This is a genomic window from Sulfurospirillum sp. E15m (assembly GCF_059415145.1).
Genome location: NZ_JCAHZS010000001.1, coordinates 638,482 through 655,689, shown reverse-complemented (window position 1 = coordinate 655,689; position 17,208 = coordinate 638,482). Strand labels below are relative to the sequence as shown.

The 17,208-nt window shown below is 38.3% G+C and carries 14 protein-coding genes; 4 read left to right on the top strand and 10 right to left on the bottom strand.

The window, feature by feature from the left end; genetic code table 11:
- Positions 1-20: 20 nt before the first annotated feature.
- The 5 genes from AC5SLP_RS03260 to AC5SLP_RS03240 form a co-directional block, all read right to left on the bottom strand.
- Complete coding sequence (locus AC5SLP_RS03260) at positions 21-821, bottom strand: TatD family hydrolase (protein ID WP_495253875.1); 801 nt, start codon at positions 819-821, stop codon at positions 21-23.
- On the bottom strand, positions 821-2,074 hold the full coding sequence (locus AC5SLP_RS03255; RefSeq protein WP_495253690.1) for a diguanylate cyclase: 1,254 nt from the start codon (positions 2,072-2,074) through the stop codon (positions 821-823). The genes AC5SLP_RS03260 and AC5SLP_RS03255 overlap by 1 nt, the downstream gene beginning before the upstream one ends.
- A 125-nt stretch (positions 2,075-2,199) precedes the next feature.
- Positions 2,200-3,849 (bottom strand): lactate permease LctP family transporter, encoded by a 1,650-nt coding sequence (locus AC5SLP_RS03250; RefSeq protein ID WP_495253689.1) that lies wholly within the window; start codon positions 3,847-3,849, stop codon positions 2,200-2,202.
- 101 nt (positions 3,850-3,950) lie between these two features.
- Complete coding sequence (locus AC5SLP_RS03245; RefSeq protein WP_495253688.1) at positions 3,951-5,492, bottom strand: AAA family ATPase; 1,542 nt, start codon at positions 5,490-5,492, stop codon at positions 3,951-3,953.
- On the bottom strand, positions 5,489-6,364 hold the full coding sequence (locus AC5SLP_RS03240) for an NAD(+) kinase (RefSeq protein WP_495253687.1): 876 nt from the start codon (positions 6,362-6,364) through the stop codon (positions 5,489-5,491). Before AC5SLP_RS03240 ends, AC5SLP_RS03245 begins: the two co-directional genes overlap by 4 nt.
- Positions 6,365-6,440: 76 nt before the next feature.
- On the opposite strand from AC5SLP_RS03240, the gene AC5SLP_RS03235 reads away from it, so the two are divergent.
- Positions 6,441-7,007 carry a YajG family lipoprotein gene (locus AC5SLP_RS03235; RefSeq protein WP_495253686.1) on the top strand — a complete coding sequence of 189 codons (567 nt, stop codon included), beginning with the start codon at positions 6,441-6,443 and terminating at the stop codon, positions 7,005-7,007.
- A gap of 26 nt (positions 7,008-7,033) precedes the next feature.
- On the opposite strand, the gene AC5SLP_RS03230 is transcribed toward AC5SLP_RS03235, so the two are convergent.
- Positions 7,034-7,873 (bottom strand): GGDEF domain-containing protein, encoded by an 840-nt coding sequence (locus AC5SLP_RS03230; RefSeq protein ID WP_495253685.1) that lies wholly within the window; start codon positions 7,871-7,873, stop codon positions 7,034-7,036.
- A 147-nt stretch (positions 7,874-8,020) separates the two neighbouring features.
- On the opposite strand from AC5SLP_RS03230, the gene aspS reads away from it, so the two are divergent.
- Genes aspS through AC5SLP_RS03215 form a run of 3 tightly spaced genes read left to right on the top strand, consistent with a single transcriptional unit; the run spans position 8,021 to position 11,093 of the window.
- On the top strand, positions 8,021-9,769 hold the full coding sequence (gene aspS / locus AC5SLP_RS03225) for an aspartate--tRNA ligase (protein WP_495253684.1): 1,749 nt from the start codon (positions 8,021-8,023) through the stop codon (positions 9,767-9,769).
- Between the two features lie 13 nt (positions 9,770-9,782).
- Positions 9,783-10,355 carry an adenylate kinase gene (locus tag AC5SLP_RS03220; protein WP_495253683.1) on the top strand — a complete coding sequence of 191 codons (573 nt, stop codon included), beginning with the start codon at positions 9,783-9,785 and terminating at the stop codon, positions 10,353-10,355.
- Positions 10,356-11,093 carry a competence/damage-inducible protein A gene (locus tag AC5SLP_RS03215; protein ID WP_495253682.1) on the top strand — a complete coding sequence of 246 codons (738 nt, stop codon included), beginning with the start codon at positions 10,356-10,358 and terminating at the stop codon, positions 11,091-11,093.
- Here the strand turns inward: AC5SLP_RS03215 and AC5SLP_RS03210 are convergent.
- The 4 genes from AC5SLP_RS03210 to AC5SLP_RS03195 are packed head-to-tail and all read right to left on the bottom strand — an operon-like array spanning position 11,077 to position 17,201.
- Positions 11,077-12,732, bottom strand: coding sequence for an N-acetylmuramoyl-L-alanine amidase (locus AC5SLP_RS03210; RefSeq protein ID WP_495253681.1), 1,656 nt, complete (start codon positions 12,730-12,732; stop codon positions 11,077-11,079). The two genes, AC5SLP_RS03215 and AC5SLP_RS03210, sit on opposite strands and share 17 nt — an antisense overlap.
- Positions 12,716-13,813: a nitronate monooxygenase gene (locus AC5SLP_RS03205; RefSeq protein ID WP_495253680.1), complete on the bottom strand. Its 1,098-nt coding sequence runs from the start codon at positions 13,811-13,813 to the stop codon at positions 12,716-12,718. Before AC5SLP_RS03205 ends, AC5SLP_RS03210 begins: the two co-directional genes overlap by 17 nt.
- Positions 13,813-15,024, bottom strand: coding sequence for a tyrosine--tRNA ligase (gene tyrS / locus AC5SLP_RS03200; RefSeq protein ID WP_495253679.1), 1,212 nt, complete (start codon positions 15,022-15,024; stop codon positions 13,813-13,815). Before tyrS ends, AC5SLP_RS03205 begins: the two co-directional genes overlap by 1 nt.
- Before the next feature lie 20 nt (positions 15,025-15,044).
- Positions 15,045-17,201, bottom strand: coding sequence for a RelA/SpoT family protein (locus AC5SLP_RS03195; protein ID WP_495253678.1), 2,157 nt, complete (start codon positions 17,199-17,201; stop codon positions 15,045-15,047).
- Positions 17,202-17,208 lie beyond the last annotated feature (7 nt).

Below are 17,208 nucleotides of genomic sequence, written 5' to 3'. Positions count from 1 at the left end.
CTTCTCTTTATGTAGTATCGTTAGATTGTACCTAACTTTATCTTTTCTAAAGCTTTAAAGAGTAAAAAAGCATTTTTTGAGGTCATTTTGTGAATTTCTGTGACATCTTCACCTAACAATTCTGCCATTTTGTCGGCCACAAGTTTAGTGTATGAAGGCTCATTTCTTTGCCCACGAAAGGGCATTGGCGTCAAATATGGGGCGTCCGTTTCGAGTAAAAGCTTATCTTTTGGTATTAGTGGTAAAACATCAACTAAATTTTTGGCATTCTTAAATGTCAAGACACCCCCTATGCCAAAATAGAAACCTTTTTGCGCTAAATCAAGCAGATGCTTTGATGCATTGTAACAATGTAAAACACCTCCAACGTCACCGGCACCTTCTTCCAATAAGATTTTTCGGCTATCTTCATTGGCATCACGTATATGTACAATCAATGGTTTTTTGAGCTCTTTTGCTAATTGGATTTGCTTTCTAAACACATGCTGTTGCTGCTCTTTTTCGTAGTGCTTTGCGTCCTCTGTTTCTGGCAATCGAAAATAATCTAAACCACATTCACCCACCGCAATACATTTTTCATCGCTTAAAAAGTCTCTTAAAATTGTTTCATCGTACTGGTCATGATGATACGGATGAATACCTGCAGCAAAAAAGATATGCGTATAACGATGAGAGAGCGCTTGCGCACGTGAAAGATCATTGATATTAGCCCCAGGAATAATAATCCCTTTGATGCCATCCTCCCATGCTCGTTGTATCACAGCATCGCAATCGTTTTGAAATTGCTCGTCATCTAAGTGACAATGGGTATCAATAATCATCACACGACCTCCACGCGATTGCGGCCATTCTTTTTCGCTAAATAGAGCGCCTTATCCGCTTGATTGACCATCTCTTCTAAACTGCCGACATCATTGAAGGTAACACCGATAGAAACCGTTACATGTAAAGGCTTTGGCGTTACCGATGCAATTGGTAAATGGGCTATGGTATTCGTGAGTTTAATAAAATATTCCAAGGCTTTTTTTTGGTCACATTTTTTGAGCACCACGCAAAATTCATCGCCTCCGAACCGCGCAATAAAAGCATCATGCGCACAGTGTTTTTTTAAAAGCTCCGATAAGGCCACAATCACATCATCCCCTACTTTGTGTCCTAACGTATCATTAATCTGTTTAAATTGGTCAATATCAATTAATCCTAGAGCGAAGGGCTCATTGTTTGTTTTGGCTTCGTGAAAATACTCGCGCATCATTTCAAAGAAATGTCGTCTATTGGCGAGTCCACTTAAAAAATCATTTTCCGCCATCGCTTTAATTTGGGCAATGTATTCTAAAGAATCCAATGAATTATTGATACGGCATGCAATTTCTTCTTTACTGAACGGTTTATTGATAAAATCATTCGCACCAATTTTTAGAAATTTAGCAGATATTAACTCCGCATTGGCAGCTGTCATCGCGATAATAGAGAGGTCATTCTTGCTGTAATGTTTTCTGACTTCTTTTGTCAAATCTATGCCATCAATCACAGGCATAAGATAATCGGTTAAAATAAGTTTAATATCAGGATTATCCTTTAAAAAGACCAACGCTTCTTCCCCGTGTGCAGCAACAAGAACATGAAACATTTGGTGTTGCAATAAAGATTTAATCTGCGCTCTAGTTGCCATGGAATCATCCACAACCAAAACTTTAATACCTCTATTTTTATGCAGTCGCTCAATCAGGGAAAAAATATAATTCACATCATCGATATTGCCTTTATAGACATAATCAATGACCTCTTTTTTCAGAATTTTTTCGCGCACTTCTTTATCCATGGAACCGGTTAAAACGATGGAAGGAATTTTGTGTTTTAAAATCATATCTACCACTTCACCATCAGGCGCATCAGGCAAATTTAAATCCAAAAGAGCGACAAAATAGTCACTGTCTTTTTCAACCAAGCTCAAGGCTTCTTCAAAGCTATACGCGGCATCCACATCAAAGTCAAGGCTTGCTTCCATTTTTTTAACAATCAATCTGGAGAGTGCTTTATTGTCTTCTACAATTAAAATTTTTTCGCGTGACATTCATCATCCTAGGCTTTACATGTAAATTCATTGGTAAGTAAGACTTTGATTGTAACATAAAAGATTTGGGAGTTTTCTAAAAAAGGCGGTGAAGAGAACCTTCACCGCATAACAAAGAAGTTAGATTATGGAATCATCCATGTGAAAATATACGCTTGTGCCATTGTCATTGCACTCATAATGAGGACAAGAACAATACTATGTTTGACGGTCATTCTAAAGAGGTCTGATTCTTGTCCAACAAGTCCTGCTGAAGCACACGCAACAGAGATAGACTGTGGAGAAATCATCTTACCACATACACCACCCGTTGTATTGGCTGCAACTGTAAGCGTTTCATGTAAACCAAGCTGACCTGCTGTTGCTTTTTGCATACCGCAAAAAAGTGCATTGGATGACGTATCTGAACCGGTCAAGAATACGCCTAACCATCCTAAAATTGGAGAGAAGAATGGGAACATAAAGCCTGTTCCAGCAAGAACTAACGCCATCGTAGTTGCCATACCAGAGAAGTTCATAATATAGGCAAACCCTAAAACCATACCAATCGTCACAATTGGCCAACGAAGTTCAAACAACGTTTCACCAAAAGTTTTAATAGCCATGCCCGGTTTGATTTTTAAAATAAACATAGAAATCAATGCAGCTACTAAAATCGCTGTACCCGTTGCAGAGATGCTGTTGAAGGTGTAAACAACTTTAAAGTTTGTAGGTTGCGTAACCACTGGAGCCATTTTATAAATCATATCACTAATAGAAGTAAATTCAAATGAGAAATTGGTACCTGCAAGTGCTGCACCTTTAGCAAAAAGAGCTTTAAAAGGTTTGAGTGTCCAAATGGTAACCATTACAGTTAAGATAAGGAACGGTGACCATGCTTTAAAAATTTCGCCTCGTGTGTGTACTTTTGACGTCTCTTTTTCCAATTCAGCAGAAACATGACCTTTTTTAATGTTTTTTGGCTGCCAAAATTTCAAGAAAAGATAGAGTGCGATAATAGAAACGATAGCAGATGTAACGTCTGGTAACTCTGGTCCGATAAAGTTTGATGTGAAAAATTGAGTCAAAGCAAAACTACCACCGGCAACCAATGCTGCTGGCCATACTTCTTTAACACCTTTCCAACCATCCATAATCGCAACAATCCAAAGAGGAATAAGCACGGAAAGGAATGGTAATTGACGACCTGCCATTGCACCAACGGTCATAGGATCGATACCTGTTACTTTACCCGCAACCAAGATAGGAATACCTAAAGCACCAAACGCAACAGGCGCAGTATTTGCAATCAAACAAAGTGCCGCTGCATAGAGAGGATTAAAACCAAGACCGACTAAAATACCTGCGGTAATTGCAACCGGAGCACCAAAACCAGCGGCACCTTCTAGGAACGCACCAAAGGAGAATGCAATCAATAAAACTTGGATACGTTGGTCTTCTGTGATGGTAATAATAGAATTTCTAATAATACCAAACTGCCCGCTTTTCACAGTCAGTTTATAAAGAAAAACGGAAGCGACGATAATCCAAGCGATTGGCCATAAACCAAACAAAAAGCCATACCCAACAGATGCCAAAGCCATATTAGCTGGCATATTAAATGCAAAAATTGCAATGGCAGTAGCGAGCGCTAACGTAATGGCACCAGCGATATGCCCTTTCATTCTAAATACAGCGAGTGCTGCGAAGAAGAAAACAATTGGAATGACTGCGATGAGTGCAGATAATCCTATACTCCCACCAATGGGTGCGTAAACTTGTTGCCAAGCTTGCATACAAACCTCCTCTTAAATGTAAACTCTACACGCAGAGTAAAGAAAAGGTATGATATTCGTATGATTTTTTGGCGTGAAAAAAAAAGAGGAGGAAAAAACTGTTACAAATCTGCACTTTCCAACAAGGTTTTGGCAAAAACGATTGCCTCATCGGTAACATGTTCACCACTGATCATTCGGGCTAATTCATGAATACGTTCGGCATCCGTCAAAGCACGTACAAAGCTGCTATTTTCAGGGTTTTTTGTCACTAAAAAATGTTGGTCGGCACGGGAAGAGAGTTGGGGTTGGTGGGAAATAGCAAAAATTTGATATTTGTCCGAAAGCAGTTTTAGAACATTCGCGACGCTCATGGACTCTTTGCCACTCAAATTGGCATCGATTTCATCCAAAACAAGCACACCTCCATTGGAGAGTAAGAACTCATTATGTGTCGCAAGAAATGCTAATCGTAAACGATTATATTCGCCTGAGCTAATTTTTTTCAAATCGACTTTGCCAAGATTTACATGTAAAAGGTCTATCCCTTGCGCGTGGATGTCACTTTCCTCAATAAAAAGCTCCACATTTGGCATATATAATTGCTCTAAATAATCATTTAAGCGCTCGTGTAAAATTGGCAAATAGCGCACTCTTATCTCATGAATATGCCTACTTTCTTCTTGAATCAAAAGCGTTGCTTGATGCAATTTTTTTTCTAATTGTGTTTTTTCAAACGCAATATTTTCATAATAATCAAGCTCTTCTTGACGTTTCTTTTTATGTTCTAGTGCTTCTTCAATCGAGCCATAGCGCTTTTTAAGTTGTGCAATTTTCTCAATGCGATCCAAAAGCGATTCCACGTCTATCTCTTCTAAAGCGTCTAAGTTTTCCTGCTGCTTTTCAAAAGTAAGACGGAGTTCATTCATACACGCATCAAAAAAAGCACTATCGGCTTCGACAAGGTTCAACACTTCATAAACACTGGATTCGAGATTAAAAATTTCGGATGCTTTTTGCATGGCTTGTTCAATTTTCTCTTTTTTTGACAGTGATTTTTTGAACATAACCAACTCTTCGTCTTCTCCGACTTTGGGGGCGACTTCTTCAATTTTTGCAATTTCAAAACGCGCAAATTCTTTTAAGTCTTCGATTTTTTTCTCTTCATTTTCAATACGCGTCAGTTCATCTTTAAATTTTTGATAGGTTTCAAACGCCGCTTCAAATGCTACGACTGCTTTAAGATGCCCGGCATGATACTTTTCGCAAACGCCGTCTAATAGACCCAACAGACGTCTATTTTCAAATTCACTGTTATCTTTATGGGAAAGGTAATTGAGAAACGTTCGTGAAATATCCATCATCCCTTTTTTTGAAACGCTTTGTGTATTAATAAAATAACGTCCACTTTTTGCTTTTAAAAATTTGATGGTATTGGGCGTCTCCTCTTCAAAACCAAAGGCATCCAGTCCTAGGTGTTGAGCTATGCTTATTTCCATGACATCGGCATGAGCTTCTCCATAACCAAACAACGACAATAATCCTTGCATCAAAACAGATTTTCCAGCGCCACTAGGTCCGGTAAAGACGATTAACCCTTTGGAAAACTCAATATCGCACTCTTCAAATGAAAGATGGTTTTTTAACAGTAACCTCTCTATCACATATGCCCCCAACGTAATTTTTTCTTTAAAACATCAAAATAGTCACGATCCAAACTGTGAATAAGTTGTGCCCCTTGTTTGGCAATTTTGACACTGATGCGATCAATTTCACTCATATTGTAAGTATCTTGCCCGTCAATGACAACTACCGTATCATCACTGCTTTCTAGCGAAATTTCAAAATCAACCGGTAAAACAAGAGGGCGTTGTGAGAGCGAATGAGGACAAATCGGTGTCAAAATAAGTGCTTCCGTCAGTGGATACACAAGCGGACCACCCGCTGAAAGATTGTACGCCGTTGAACCTGTTGGCGTTGAAACAATAATTCCATCCCCATAATAGGAGTTAAACAAATGACCATCTACATAAGCATGAATCGTACTCATATGCGATATTTTAGAGCGTGAGAGGACAACATCATTGAACGCAACCAATTTTTCAAACGTATCATTCGTATGCAAAGTAACATCTAACATCATACGTGTATCAATGCGATAATTACCTTTAAAAAGTTCTTCAATAAATGCGCTAATCTCTTCGGTTTGAATATCGGTTAAAAAGCCTAATTGCCCGGCATGAATTCCAAGGACAGGCTTATGATGCCTAAAACTTCTACGACACAAAGAGATCAGCGTGCCATCTCCGCCTAAGGAAATGAGAAAATCACACGCTTCACATAACGTATTAAACGCTACCCCTTGATAACCCAGCAAAGCGGCACTTTTCTCTTCGATAAGAAGTTGTACACCGTGCTTGTCAAGAGCCATGCGAATCTCTTCGACATAAGGCGATAGTGTTGCGTCATTGGGCTTGGTGACAAGTCCTACACAATGGAGTTGATTTAATTTTTCATTATAATTCGTTATCTTCATAGTGGCTTATTCTACCTTGTATTTCATTAATCATGGATTATGCTATAATTCGCGCGATATTATATTGGAGAAAAGAATGAAAACTCTGCTTTTTTTGGTAACAGCACTCTTGCTGTTAGGTGGTTGTACTTATAAAAATGAAGCTCTCTCTTTAGATTCTTACAAAGCTGAATATGCAGGTCCTCGCTCAAAAGATCAAAAGACGATTTATCTAAGAATTGTCAAAGACCTTAGAGCAGATAAACGCACTATTGGCTATGTCGAGCAAAAAGGCGGTGCACTGACAAAATTTTACAGCGATGTTAATTTCGAAGACAAGTATAAAGAAGGACTTGGTTATGCACTTAACCTTGCAGGATTCAATACCAATGCCGCTGCACAAGCTGCTAGCTTAGTGGTCGAAGTTTACATTAAAGACATTGAACTAGTGTATAATGACAAAAATTTTGATGCTAACTTAAATGGTGAGATTGAAATCGAAGTGATTGTAAGACGGGGAGATGAAGTTATCACACAAAACTTCAAACAAAAAGGCAGCAAATGGATTGCACCTTCTTACAATTCTAAAGACTTAGAACCGTTTTTATATTCACTGTTTGCCGATAGTATCGACCAAGTCGTTACGCGTCTTACACGTTTATAGTTAAAAAAAGAGGAGATTTTCTCCTCTTACCAATTACTCACTACCACTTTATTTCTTCCAAATTTTTTGGCCGAATACAACGCTTGGTCAGTCTCCTCCAAAAGTGCATCTTTATCAGTAATGACAGGGCTTAGAGAACAAATACCAAGACTTACCGTCACTTGAACAACTTCTTGGGTTGTGCCGACCATTGCAACCGTTGTTTTTTCAACTTCACTTCTCAAACGCTCCGCCAAAAGTTCTGCTTCTTGTTTAGTCGTATTGGGGGTAATAATAGCAATTTCTTCTCCACCATAGCGAGCTACGATATCGCTATCTCTTACCATTTCAGAAATAATATGTGAAAGATTTTTAAGAACTTCATCCCCTACTTTATGACCATAGGTATCATTAATTTTTTTAAAATGATCCACATCCAAAAGAATCAGGGTTAAAGGAAGTTTATAGCGTTTAGAAAGGGCTACTTCTTCGCAAATTCGTTGATCAAAATAACGTCTATTGCGAAGCCCTGTCAAAGCATCTGTAATACTTTCGTGTTGTAGTATTGCAAGATTTTTTACATCACTTGCGGTATGCAAGGCTAATTGCCCCACCAAAAAAGCAAAAATACCGCCTAAAAAAAGAACAACGGCAATCACAATGGAGATGAAAGAGGTTGTCTCTCGTCTCATCCAAAGGTCATATCCTAAAATGAAATAACCTAGTAAAAAAGAGAGAATTAGAATACTCAACACTTTCCAACGCTTGGTAAGATTTCCTTCGGGTAATTCTAAAATTAAGTATTTAATCGGTGTGAGTGAACGAATAAGAAAAAAAGCCCCAGTAACCAGTAATGCCAGTTCTATCATGAATATAAATGGATGCATGTAACCCCAAGATAATACGATTTGTGAAACTACGAGCAGAAGGATTGTAGCACAAAAACCGACAATCTTTTCTAAAATAAACTAAAGGCAAGCTACTTTTGGCTATACTAAGAGCTTTAAAAAAACGACCTTTATTAGGAAAGAAAATTGAGAAGTCATTATTGTACAGATTTAGATGTCGCTAACATTGGCGAGATTGTTGAAGTGTGTGGCTGGGCGAATAGTAATAGAGACCATGGTGGAGTTATTTTTATTGACCTACGTGACAAATCAGGGCTCGTTCAACTCGTTTGCGATCCAGCCGATAGCATCACAGCGCACGATGTTGCCTCTCGTGTGAGAGACGAGTATGTTCTAAAAGCCAAAGGCAGAGTAAGAGCACGCGGTGAAGGATTGGAAAATCCTCGTCTTAAAACAGGTAAAATTGAAATCGTTGTCGATGATCTTATCATTGAAAACGTGAGTGAGACTGTTCCTTTCGTCATTGGTGACAACAGTGTTGGCGAAGAGACACGCTTAAAATACCGATATTTAGATTTACGTAACCCAAGAGCGTATGAAATTTTCAAACTTCGTTCTAAAGCAACCATTGCAGTTCGTAACTCTTTGGATAGCCAAGGCTTTTTGGAAGTTGAAACACCGATTTTAACCAAAGCCACACCTGAAGGTGCACGAGATTATCTTGTGCCAAGTCGTGTACATAACGGGGAATTTTATGCACTTCCTCAATCTCCTCAATTATTCAAACAACTTTTGATGTGTGCAGGCTTTGACCGCTACTTCCAAGTCGCAAAGTGCTTTAGAGATGAAGATTTACGCGCAGACCGTCAGCCAGAATTTACTCAAATTGATATTGAGATGAGCTTTTGTAACCAAGAAGACGTTATGAAAGTCACTGAAAATCTTTTAAAAGATGTCTTTAAAGCATGTGGTTATGAAATCGCCACTCCTTTTAACCGCATTCGCTATAAAGAAGCGATGGAAAAATACGGTTCAGACAAACCAGACCTTCGTTACGACCTTTCGATGATTGATGTTATCGATATTTTTGCAAATTGTAAAAATGAAATCTTTAGCAACATTGCAAAAGATTCAAAGAAAAACCGTATTAAAGCACTGAAAGTTCCAAACGGTGACAATATCTTTTCAAAACGTCAAATGCAAAGCTTTGAAGAGTACGTCAGAAAATTTGGAGCCCAAGGCTTAGGTTACTTTCAAATGAAAGAAGATGGACTCAAAGGTCCTCTTACAAAATTCTTTGACGAAGCAGACCTACAAAAGATTATTGAACGTGCAGATTTAAAAGTCGGCGATGCTATTTTCTTTGGCGCGGGTACTAAAAAAATTGTTTTGGACTATATGGGACGTTTCCGTATTTTCTTAGCAGAGCAAATGGATATTATTCCAAAAGACACATTTGAGTTTGTATGGGTCGTTGATTTTGAAATGTTCGAAGTTGAAGATGGTAAAGTCAAAGCGATGCACCATCCATTTACCATGCCAAAAGACGTTGATAATACACCTGTTGATGAGATGGAATCCATTGCTTATGATGTTGTTTTAAACGGTGTAGAACTTGGCGGCGGTAGTATCAGAATTCATAAAAAAGAGATTCAAGAAAAAGTCTTTAAATTGATTGGCATTTCAGAAGAAGAAGCGCATGAAAAATTTGAATTTTTGATGGATGCACTCAAGTTTGGCGCGCCACCACACGGTGGTCTAGCTATCGGTTTGGATAGAATGATGATGCTGATTACCAAAAGTGAAAGTATTCGTGATGTTATTGCCTTCCCTAAAACCCAAAAAGCACAATGCCTTCTTACACGCGCACCAAGCGCCGTAGAGAACGAACAATTGCGTGACCTTGGTATTAGACTTAGAGAAAAAACCAAATAAAAGGAATTTGTTGATGAAGAAACTATTTTTGATTATTGGCGCCCCAGGCAGTGGCAAAACGACGGACGCGAGTTTAATCGCTGAAAAAAATAGCGATGTAATCGCACACTATTCAACAGGTGAATTACTGAGAGATGAAGTTGCCAGTGGTAGTGAACTTGGTAAAACAATTGATTCGTTTGTCAGTGCTGGCAATCTTGTTCCGCTTGATATTGTTATCAACACTATTGTCAGTGCCATCAAAAATAGCCCTAAAAATGTTGTCTTAATTGATGGTTTCCCACGCTCTGACGAGCAGATGAAAGCACTGGATGCTATTCTTGCAAAAGAGATATCTGTGAAGCTTGTTTCTGTGATTGAAGTCGAAGTGAGCGAACAAGTCGCATGTGATCGTGTATTAGGTCGTGCACGTGGCGCAGACGACAACGTCCAAGTCTTTAAAAATCGTATGAAAGTTTATACGGAACCATTAGCGGGTATTCAAGCATTTTATGGCGCTAAAAATTTACTTCACAAAATCAATGGTGAGCGTACCATCGAAGCTATTGTAGATGAGATGGAAGCTTTCGTAAAAAGTAATATCTAAATGCACCACTTCTACTCTGTGATTATTGGGACGGAGCTTCTCAATGGTCGCAGAGTCGATAAACACTTCACTTTTTTAAATCAAACGCTTCGTAAACGCAATCTTTTACATGTTGGTAATTTTGTTATTCAAGATGATAAAGAGCAAATAGAAGCCTGCTTTAAAATGATTCTCAATGACCCTAAAAGCGTTATGTTCTGCTTTGGAGGTCTTGGCGCAACCCCTGATGATTTAACGCGCGCCATTGCAAGTGACGTATTTACAGCGCGGCCACTTGTTTTACATGTAAAAGCAAAAGAGCTTATTATCGCACAATTTGGCAAAGAGGCTTACCCGCATCGTATCTCTATGGCAATGCTTCCACCGCAGGCACAGCTCTTGCATAATGTCGTTAATCAAGTACCTGGGTTTTCATTGGAGAATCGTTTCTTTTTTACACCTGGCTTTCCCTCGATGGCATGGCCAATGGTCATAGAAGCTTTGGATAGGTATTTTTCGGATGAAGTTCCCTCTTTTAATGATGCCTTCATTGTAGAATCCTCTGAAAATGATTTAATAGAAATCATGGAAGCTATTCCAAAGGAGCTTCATTTTTCCTCTTTACCACGATTTGTCGGAGAAAAACGTATAGTAGAAATTTACTTTGAACATACAAACAAAGAGCTTGTTGAAACGTGGTCACACTTTTTTAGGGATGCATGTATCGCAAAAGGAAAAGCAATTAAGGATTGTTTGTAAAATACTGATCAATACCATCGCTAATACCCTCTATCAATATTTTTTGATAATGGGGATTAAATAAACGATCTGACTCATCAGGGTTCGTGATATAACCAACTTCAATCAAAATAGAAGGCATTGTTGCCCCTACTAAAACCCAAAAAGGAGCTTCTCTAACTCCGCCATCATCGACATCATATTTTCGCTTAACATTTTTAAGCATATTGGACTGTATATCAATCGCTGCTTTGTTAGAGAGTACAATTTTTTCACGGTTAAACACGTTTAAAAATGTCTCTTTGGAGTAATAATCCATCTCTTCCATATCAGATTGGTTTTCAAGGGCAGCGACATTTTTTGAACGCTCAGACCGATCAGGAGAGAGGAAGAATGTTTCTAGTCCTTTCATCGAAAGCTTTTTTGCATCATTCGGTGCAGCATTGGCATGCAAAGAGATAAAAATATCAGCATTTTTGTCATTGGCTAATTTCGTACGATCTCTTAAATTAATAAAGACATCTTTTTGTCTTGTATAATAGACTTTGTATCCACGCTCTTTTAACTCTTTTCCAAGTTCCAATGCCATTTCAAGAACGAGATGCTTCTCCATGCGCTGTTTGTACCCAATGGCTCCTGCATCTTTACCACCATGTCCGGCATCAATGACTATGGTTTTGTTGCGTTTAGAACTCTTAGAAAGTGGTTTGCTATTAGAGGCGGTATTTTTCGATACAGCGCTATTTTTAGTTGTGGGAAGCGGTGTTAAAACACTTTTATTCTCTTTTTCCACAACGGGAGCATTGGCGGCAGAAGAAGGAGTGGGTGGAACAAGTTTCTTTTGTGTTAAAATAGGCTGTTTATCAAGCGAAATAATCACTTTATTGCTTAACACACTGACATAGGTTTCAAATGATTGCGCGGCATCAAGAACTATACGAATTGTATCCTCATTGTATTGGCTGACTTTAAAATTCTGCAATTTAGAAGGGGTTTTAATTGCAAGAGGAGCATTTAATATAATTGCTGGAAGGTCAATAACCTTTTTATAGCTTCCTGAGCTTTTGAGCACAAATACTTTAATACCTTTATCAGGGACATCGGTACCAAATTCAAGGACAATTTCTTCATTGTTAGCATCTATTGTTTGTAAAACGTTCTTACCACGATATGTTTTTGGTAATGATGAAACATGTGTAGATACTTTTGGAGCAATAGGTGTACGTGTGGCTGTTTCAGCCGGAGCGTAAACCGATGGTGTTGATGTGGCTGGTGTATTGATTGTTTTAGAAGGTTCACTAAAACTCTCTTCACTCGCAGGTGGGGGCACAAAAGGTTTTGCGGTTTTTGTAGTGCTACGCTTTGATTCTTTATTCATAGTAGCTAATTCAGACTCATATTTTGAAGCATCAAGCTTTAATATTTTCGCTGTTTTAATCAAACGCTCTAACGTCTCTTTTTTAAGATCCTGATCGCCTGAAATAATAGCTTGAATATAGATAGACTTTAGGCCATGAAAAACCTTTAACGTCTCATCACTACTCGTCTGATGATTAATTTTAGCATCGTATTGCTCAAGTTGTTGCATGTAGTTCGGGGCACCGTAAAGAACGATACATGCAACGACTAAAAGACAAAAAGCTCTAATACTCTTCCCCATGTACCAACTTTGACATTAATTCTTTTACACTGATAATTTCATTAAGTTTATATCCATTGGCACCGGTAAAGAAGAGTCCTGTCTCAACACGGCCATTATACGCATCAAATAAGCGATCTGCAATACAGTATCCTACTGCTTTTGCCTCTTGTCCACGATGACATGGACTGACGCAATTACTCACACAGCGAATAGCAGGACCTTCTCTTTTTTCGACCATTTGGATTAAATTCGTTCGAACACCACGGGCAGGATAGCCCACAGGAGATTTAAACAGTTGTATATCTTCTTGTTTAGCATTCAAAAGCACATCTTTAAAATTTTGGTCAGCATCGCACTCATGGGTTCCAATAAAACGTGTTCCCATTTGAACACCGCTTGCACCTAAATCCATCATCTTCAGAATATCGTTATGATCCCAGATTCCACCGGCTGCAATTAAGGGGAAGTCTCCCCAGGCTTTAATTTCTTCTAAAATAGGTGCGATTAAATTTTCTAATTGATACTCTTCTTGTCCGCATTGTTCATACGTAAAACCTTGGTGGCCTCCACTTAGAGGACCTTCAACGACGATAGCATCGGGTAAGCGATTATAACGCTGAGTCCAACGCTTACAAATAATCTTCAAAGCTTTTGCGGAAGAGACGATAGGTACTAAGGCAACATCAGGATGCTCAGCCGTAAATTCTGGCATATTGGTCGGTAAGCCCGCACCTGTAATAATGACATCAGCACCAGCTTCACAGGCATCTTTAATAACACGATCATATTCATTAATAGCATACAAAATATTGACCGCCAAAGGTTTATCACCGCAAATTTTACGTGCATTTCTAATAATAGCGCTCAAACTCTCTTTAGAATAAAAATTTTCTGCTTCAAAAGGACGTGAATTAATATTTTTTTTGCTGTAATGTGTGTTTTCATAATAGCCTGTTCCAACAGAACTAATAACACCTAATCCACCTTCCAAACTTACAGTACCCGCCAGTTTATCCCAACTAATACCAAGCCCCATACCACCTTGAATAATAGGATATTCAAGTGTATATTTACCAATTTTTAGAGGTTTAAATGCCATTACTGCACCTTTAGTCTTGCAAATTTTCGCTTGCCTACTTGTAAAATATAGTCACCTTGTGTGAGTTGCAGCTGTTCATCATCTATTTTTGCTTGATCCAGTTTGACAGCACCTTGTTTAATATCGCGTCTTGCTTGAGACGTGGAAGATTCTAAACCACAATCAACCAATGCTTTGGCTATCCAAAGAGGTGATTCATTACATGTAAATTCTTCAATATCGCTTGGAACCTCATTTTGTGCATGGACACGATTAAACTCATCTAAAGCCATGAGGGAAGCATCTTTTCCATGATATCGCTCAACAATTTCTAAAGCAATCATCTCTTTGGCGTGTTTAGGATGAACCACGCCATTGCTGACATCGTGTTTGAGAGCTTCAATTTCCGATAAAGTCTTCATACTCAGAAGTTCATAATAGCGCCACATTAAATCATCGGAAATACTCAACATTTTACCAAACATATCGCAAGGCTCATCGGTTACGCCAATATAATTACCAAGTGATTTACTCATCTTATTCACACCATCTAAGCCTTCAAGTAAAGGCATCATGATGACGGCTTGTTCTTTTCCAATGTTATAGGCACGTTGTAAATGTCGTCCCATTAAAAGATTGAATTTTTGATCGGTTCCACCCATCTCAATATCACATTTCATCGCAACACTATCATATCCTTGAAGCAATGGATATAAAAATTCACTAATCGAAATAGGCGTTTGTGATTTATAGCGTTTTTCAAAATCTTCACGCTCTAACATACGAGCAACATTGAATGTTGTCGTAAGCTCAACCAAACCTGCCGCACCAAGAGCCTCAATCCACTCAGAGTTAAACATAACAACTGTTTTTTCAGGGTCTAAAATTTTAAAAACTTGCTCTTTATAACTTTGTGCATTGGCTAAAACAACTTCACGCGTTAATTTTTTACGTGTTTCATTTTTACCGGTAGGATCGCCTATCATGCCTGTAAAATCACCAATTAAAAATTGAACAATCGCACCAAATTTTTGAAGCATTGCCATTTTTTGGAGAAGAACGGTATGACCTAAATGCAAATCAGGCGCTGTTGGATCAAATCCTGCTTTGACTAAAAAAGTTTCACCTTTTTCAAAATAATTTTTTAATAATGTTACAATGCGCTCTTCGTCAATAATCTCGCTAATTCCTCGTTTAATCTCTTTAAGCGCATTTTGAATCCGACTATCCATACGTTTCTATCCTTATTTTCTTATTTATAAGCGTCATTGACTGAGACAAACTCAATAACGCGATACTTGCCCTTTAAGTTATCGCGTACGGCACTTACGTTTTTATCAGGTAATTCCAATATCATTTCAAAATAATCTGCATGACCTTCATCTTCACCTTTTCCAAGTTCAATGGTCACGAGATTAATCTGCATTTTAGCCAAATAAGCCAAAAACGAGGCTAAAGAGCCTTTCTTATTCTCTAAACTCACAATCAGTTTATACCGATCCGGTGCTTCTCTTGTCCATTTGACAAAGACCATTGGCTCATTTTCTTCCATCAGTGTCGCGGCACGCTCGCACAACTTATGGTGGACAAAAACATCATTCCCCTTTTTGAAACCAACGATATCATCGCCTCGTTTCGGATGGCAGCAATAATCAAAATAAACATTTGAAATATGATGATTTGAATAAATAACAATATTTTCAAACTTCTGTTTGCGGACATGGTAACGGTCTTTTTTTAAGAGAGGGAACAGTAATGTGTCTTGCATCGCATAGAGTTTTAATGTATTTGCAACATCTTGTAAATAGATAGAATCGGTTGCAATTTTAAAAATCTTCTTCATAGCATGTTCTTGTTCGACCCATGCTTCAACCTTACTTTCCGTCACACTAAACACATTGGATAAAATTTTAATAGCCACTTTATGGTTAATTTCACGAATTTTTTGACGACAATTGGACTGTATAGTACTTTTTGCTTTACCTGTTTTAACGCTATTAATCCAGCTGCAGCGGTATTTTGGTTCTTTTGAAGTCACAATACGAACAATATCACCATTTTTGAGTTCACTCAGAAGCGGTACTTTTTGTTTATTGACATACGCTTCATCTGCATAACTTCCAACTTCAGTATGCACTTCATACGCAAAATCCAAAACCGTAGCACCTCTAGGAAGCGTAAAAATATCGCCTTTAGGTGAAAAAACAGCGATGTCTTCACTGTAGAGATTATCTTTTGCAATCGCATAAAAATCTTCGATGTTATCAATCTCTTCATTTTGATTGTTAAGTTCGTTAAGCCAATCCAGTTTGGGATTAAGCCCCCCTGATTTATATTTCCAGTGTGCGGCCACGCCATACTCAGCTGTTTTGTTCATATCATACGTTCTAATTTGTGACTCAACAATCGATTTATCGTCAAAGACGGTGGTGTGAATGGTCTGATACCCATTTTCTTTGGGAATGGCAATATAATCTTTAAAGCGAGAAATAAGTGGCTTAAAGTGTTGGTGAACAATCCCCAGTGCGCGATAGCAATCAATCGGTGTTCGAACAATAATACGAATGGCTAAAAGGTCCAATACCTCTTCAATCGTCACACCCTTTCGCTGCATTTTAAGATAGATAGAGTAGTAGTGCTTGACCCGTTTTTGAATCGTAAAATCACTCTCTATAAAACCCTCTTTAAGCATATGGTTTTTGATTTTTGAGATAAAGTGGTTGAGGCGAAGTTGAAGTTGTTGCCCATGCTCTTTAATATAACCGTCAATTTTATTGTATTCATTGGGCATCACATAATAGAAGCTAAAATCTTCCAATAAATTTTTTATGGACGAAATACCTAAACGATGCGCAATAGGAGCATAAACAACCAATGTCTCTTCTGCAATTCGGCGTTGTTTGAGGGAATCCAATGCTTCTAATGTCAGCATGTTGTGTAAGCGGTCACACAATTTCACAACCAAAACCCGCACATCGCGAATAGAGGCAATCAGCATTTTACGAAACGTTAATGCAGATGCAACGAGTTTATCATTGGAAGAAGATGGAATGAGTTCTACATCACGAATTTCAACAATTTTAGTGAGTCCATCGACAAGATGTCCAACTTCTTCACCAAACATTGCTTTGATATCTTCGTTAGAGCATGCGGTATCTTCAACAACATCATGCAAAAGCCCCGCAATAATCATAGACTCATCACCACCTAAATAGGCCACAAAGACACAAACCAAAATAGGATGAATGACATATTCTTCACCGCTTTTACGGTATTGACCCTTGTGTTTCTCTATCGTAAACGCAACAGCTTTTTCAATAATGGGTGTTGGCTTAATGTATTTGTACAAGAGCTCAACAGCCTTATCAGACTGTTTGCACTCTTTTACAATTTCAAGTAATTCTTCCAAGAGGATA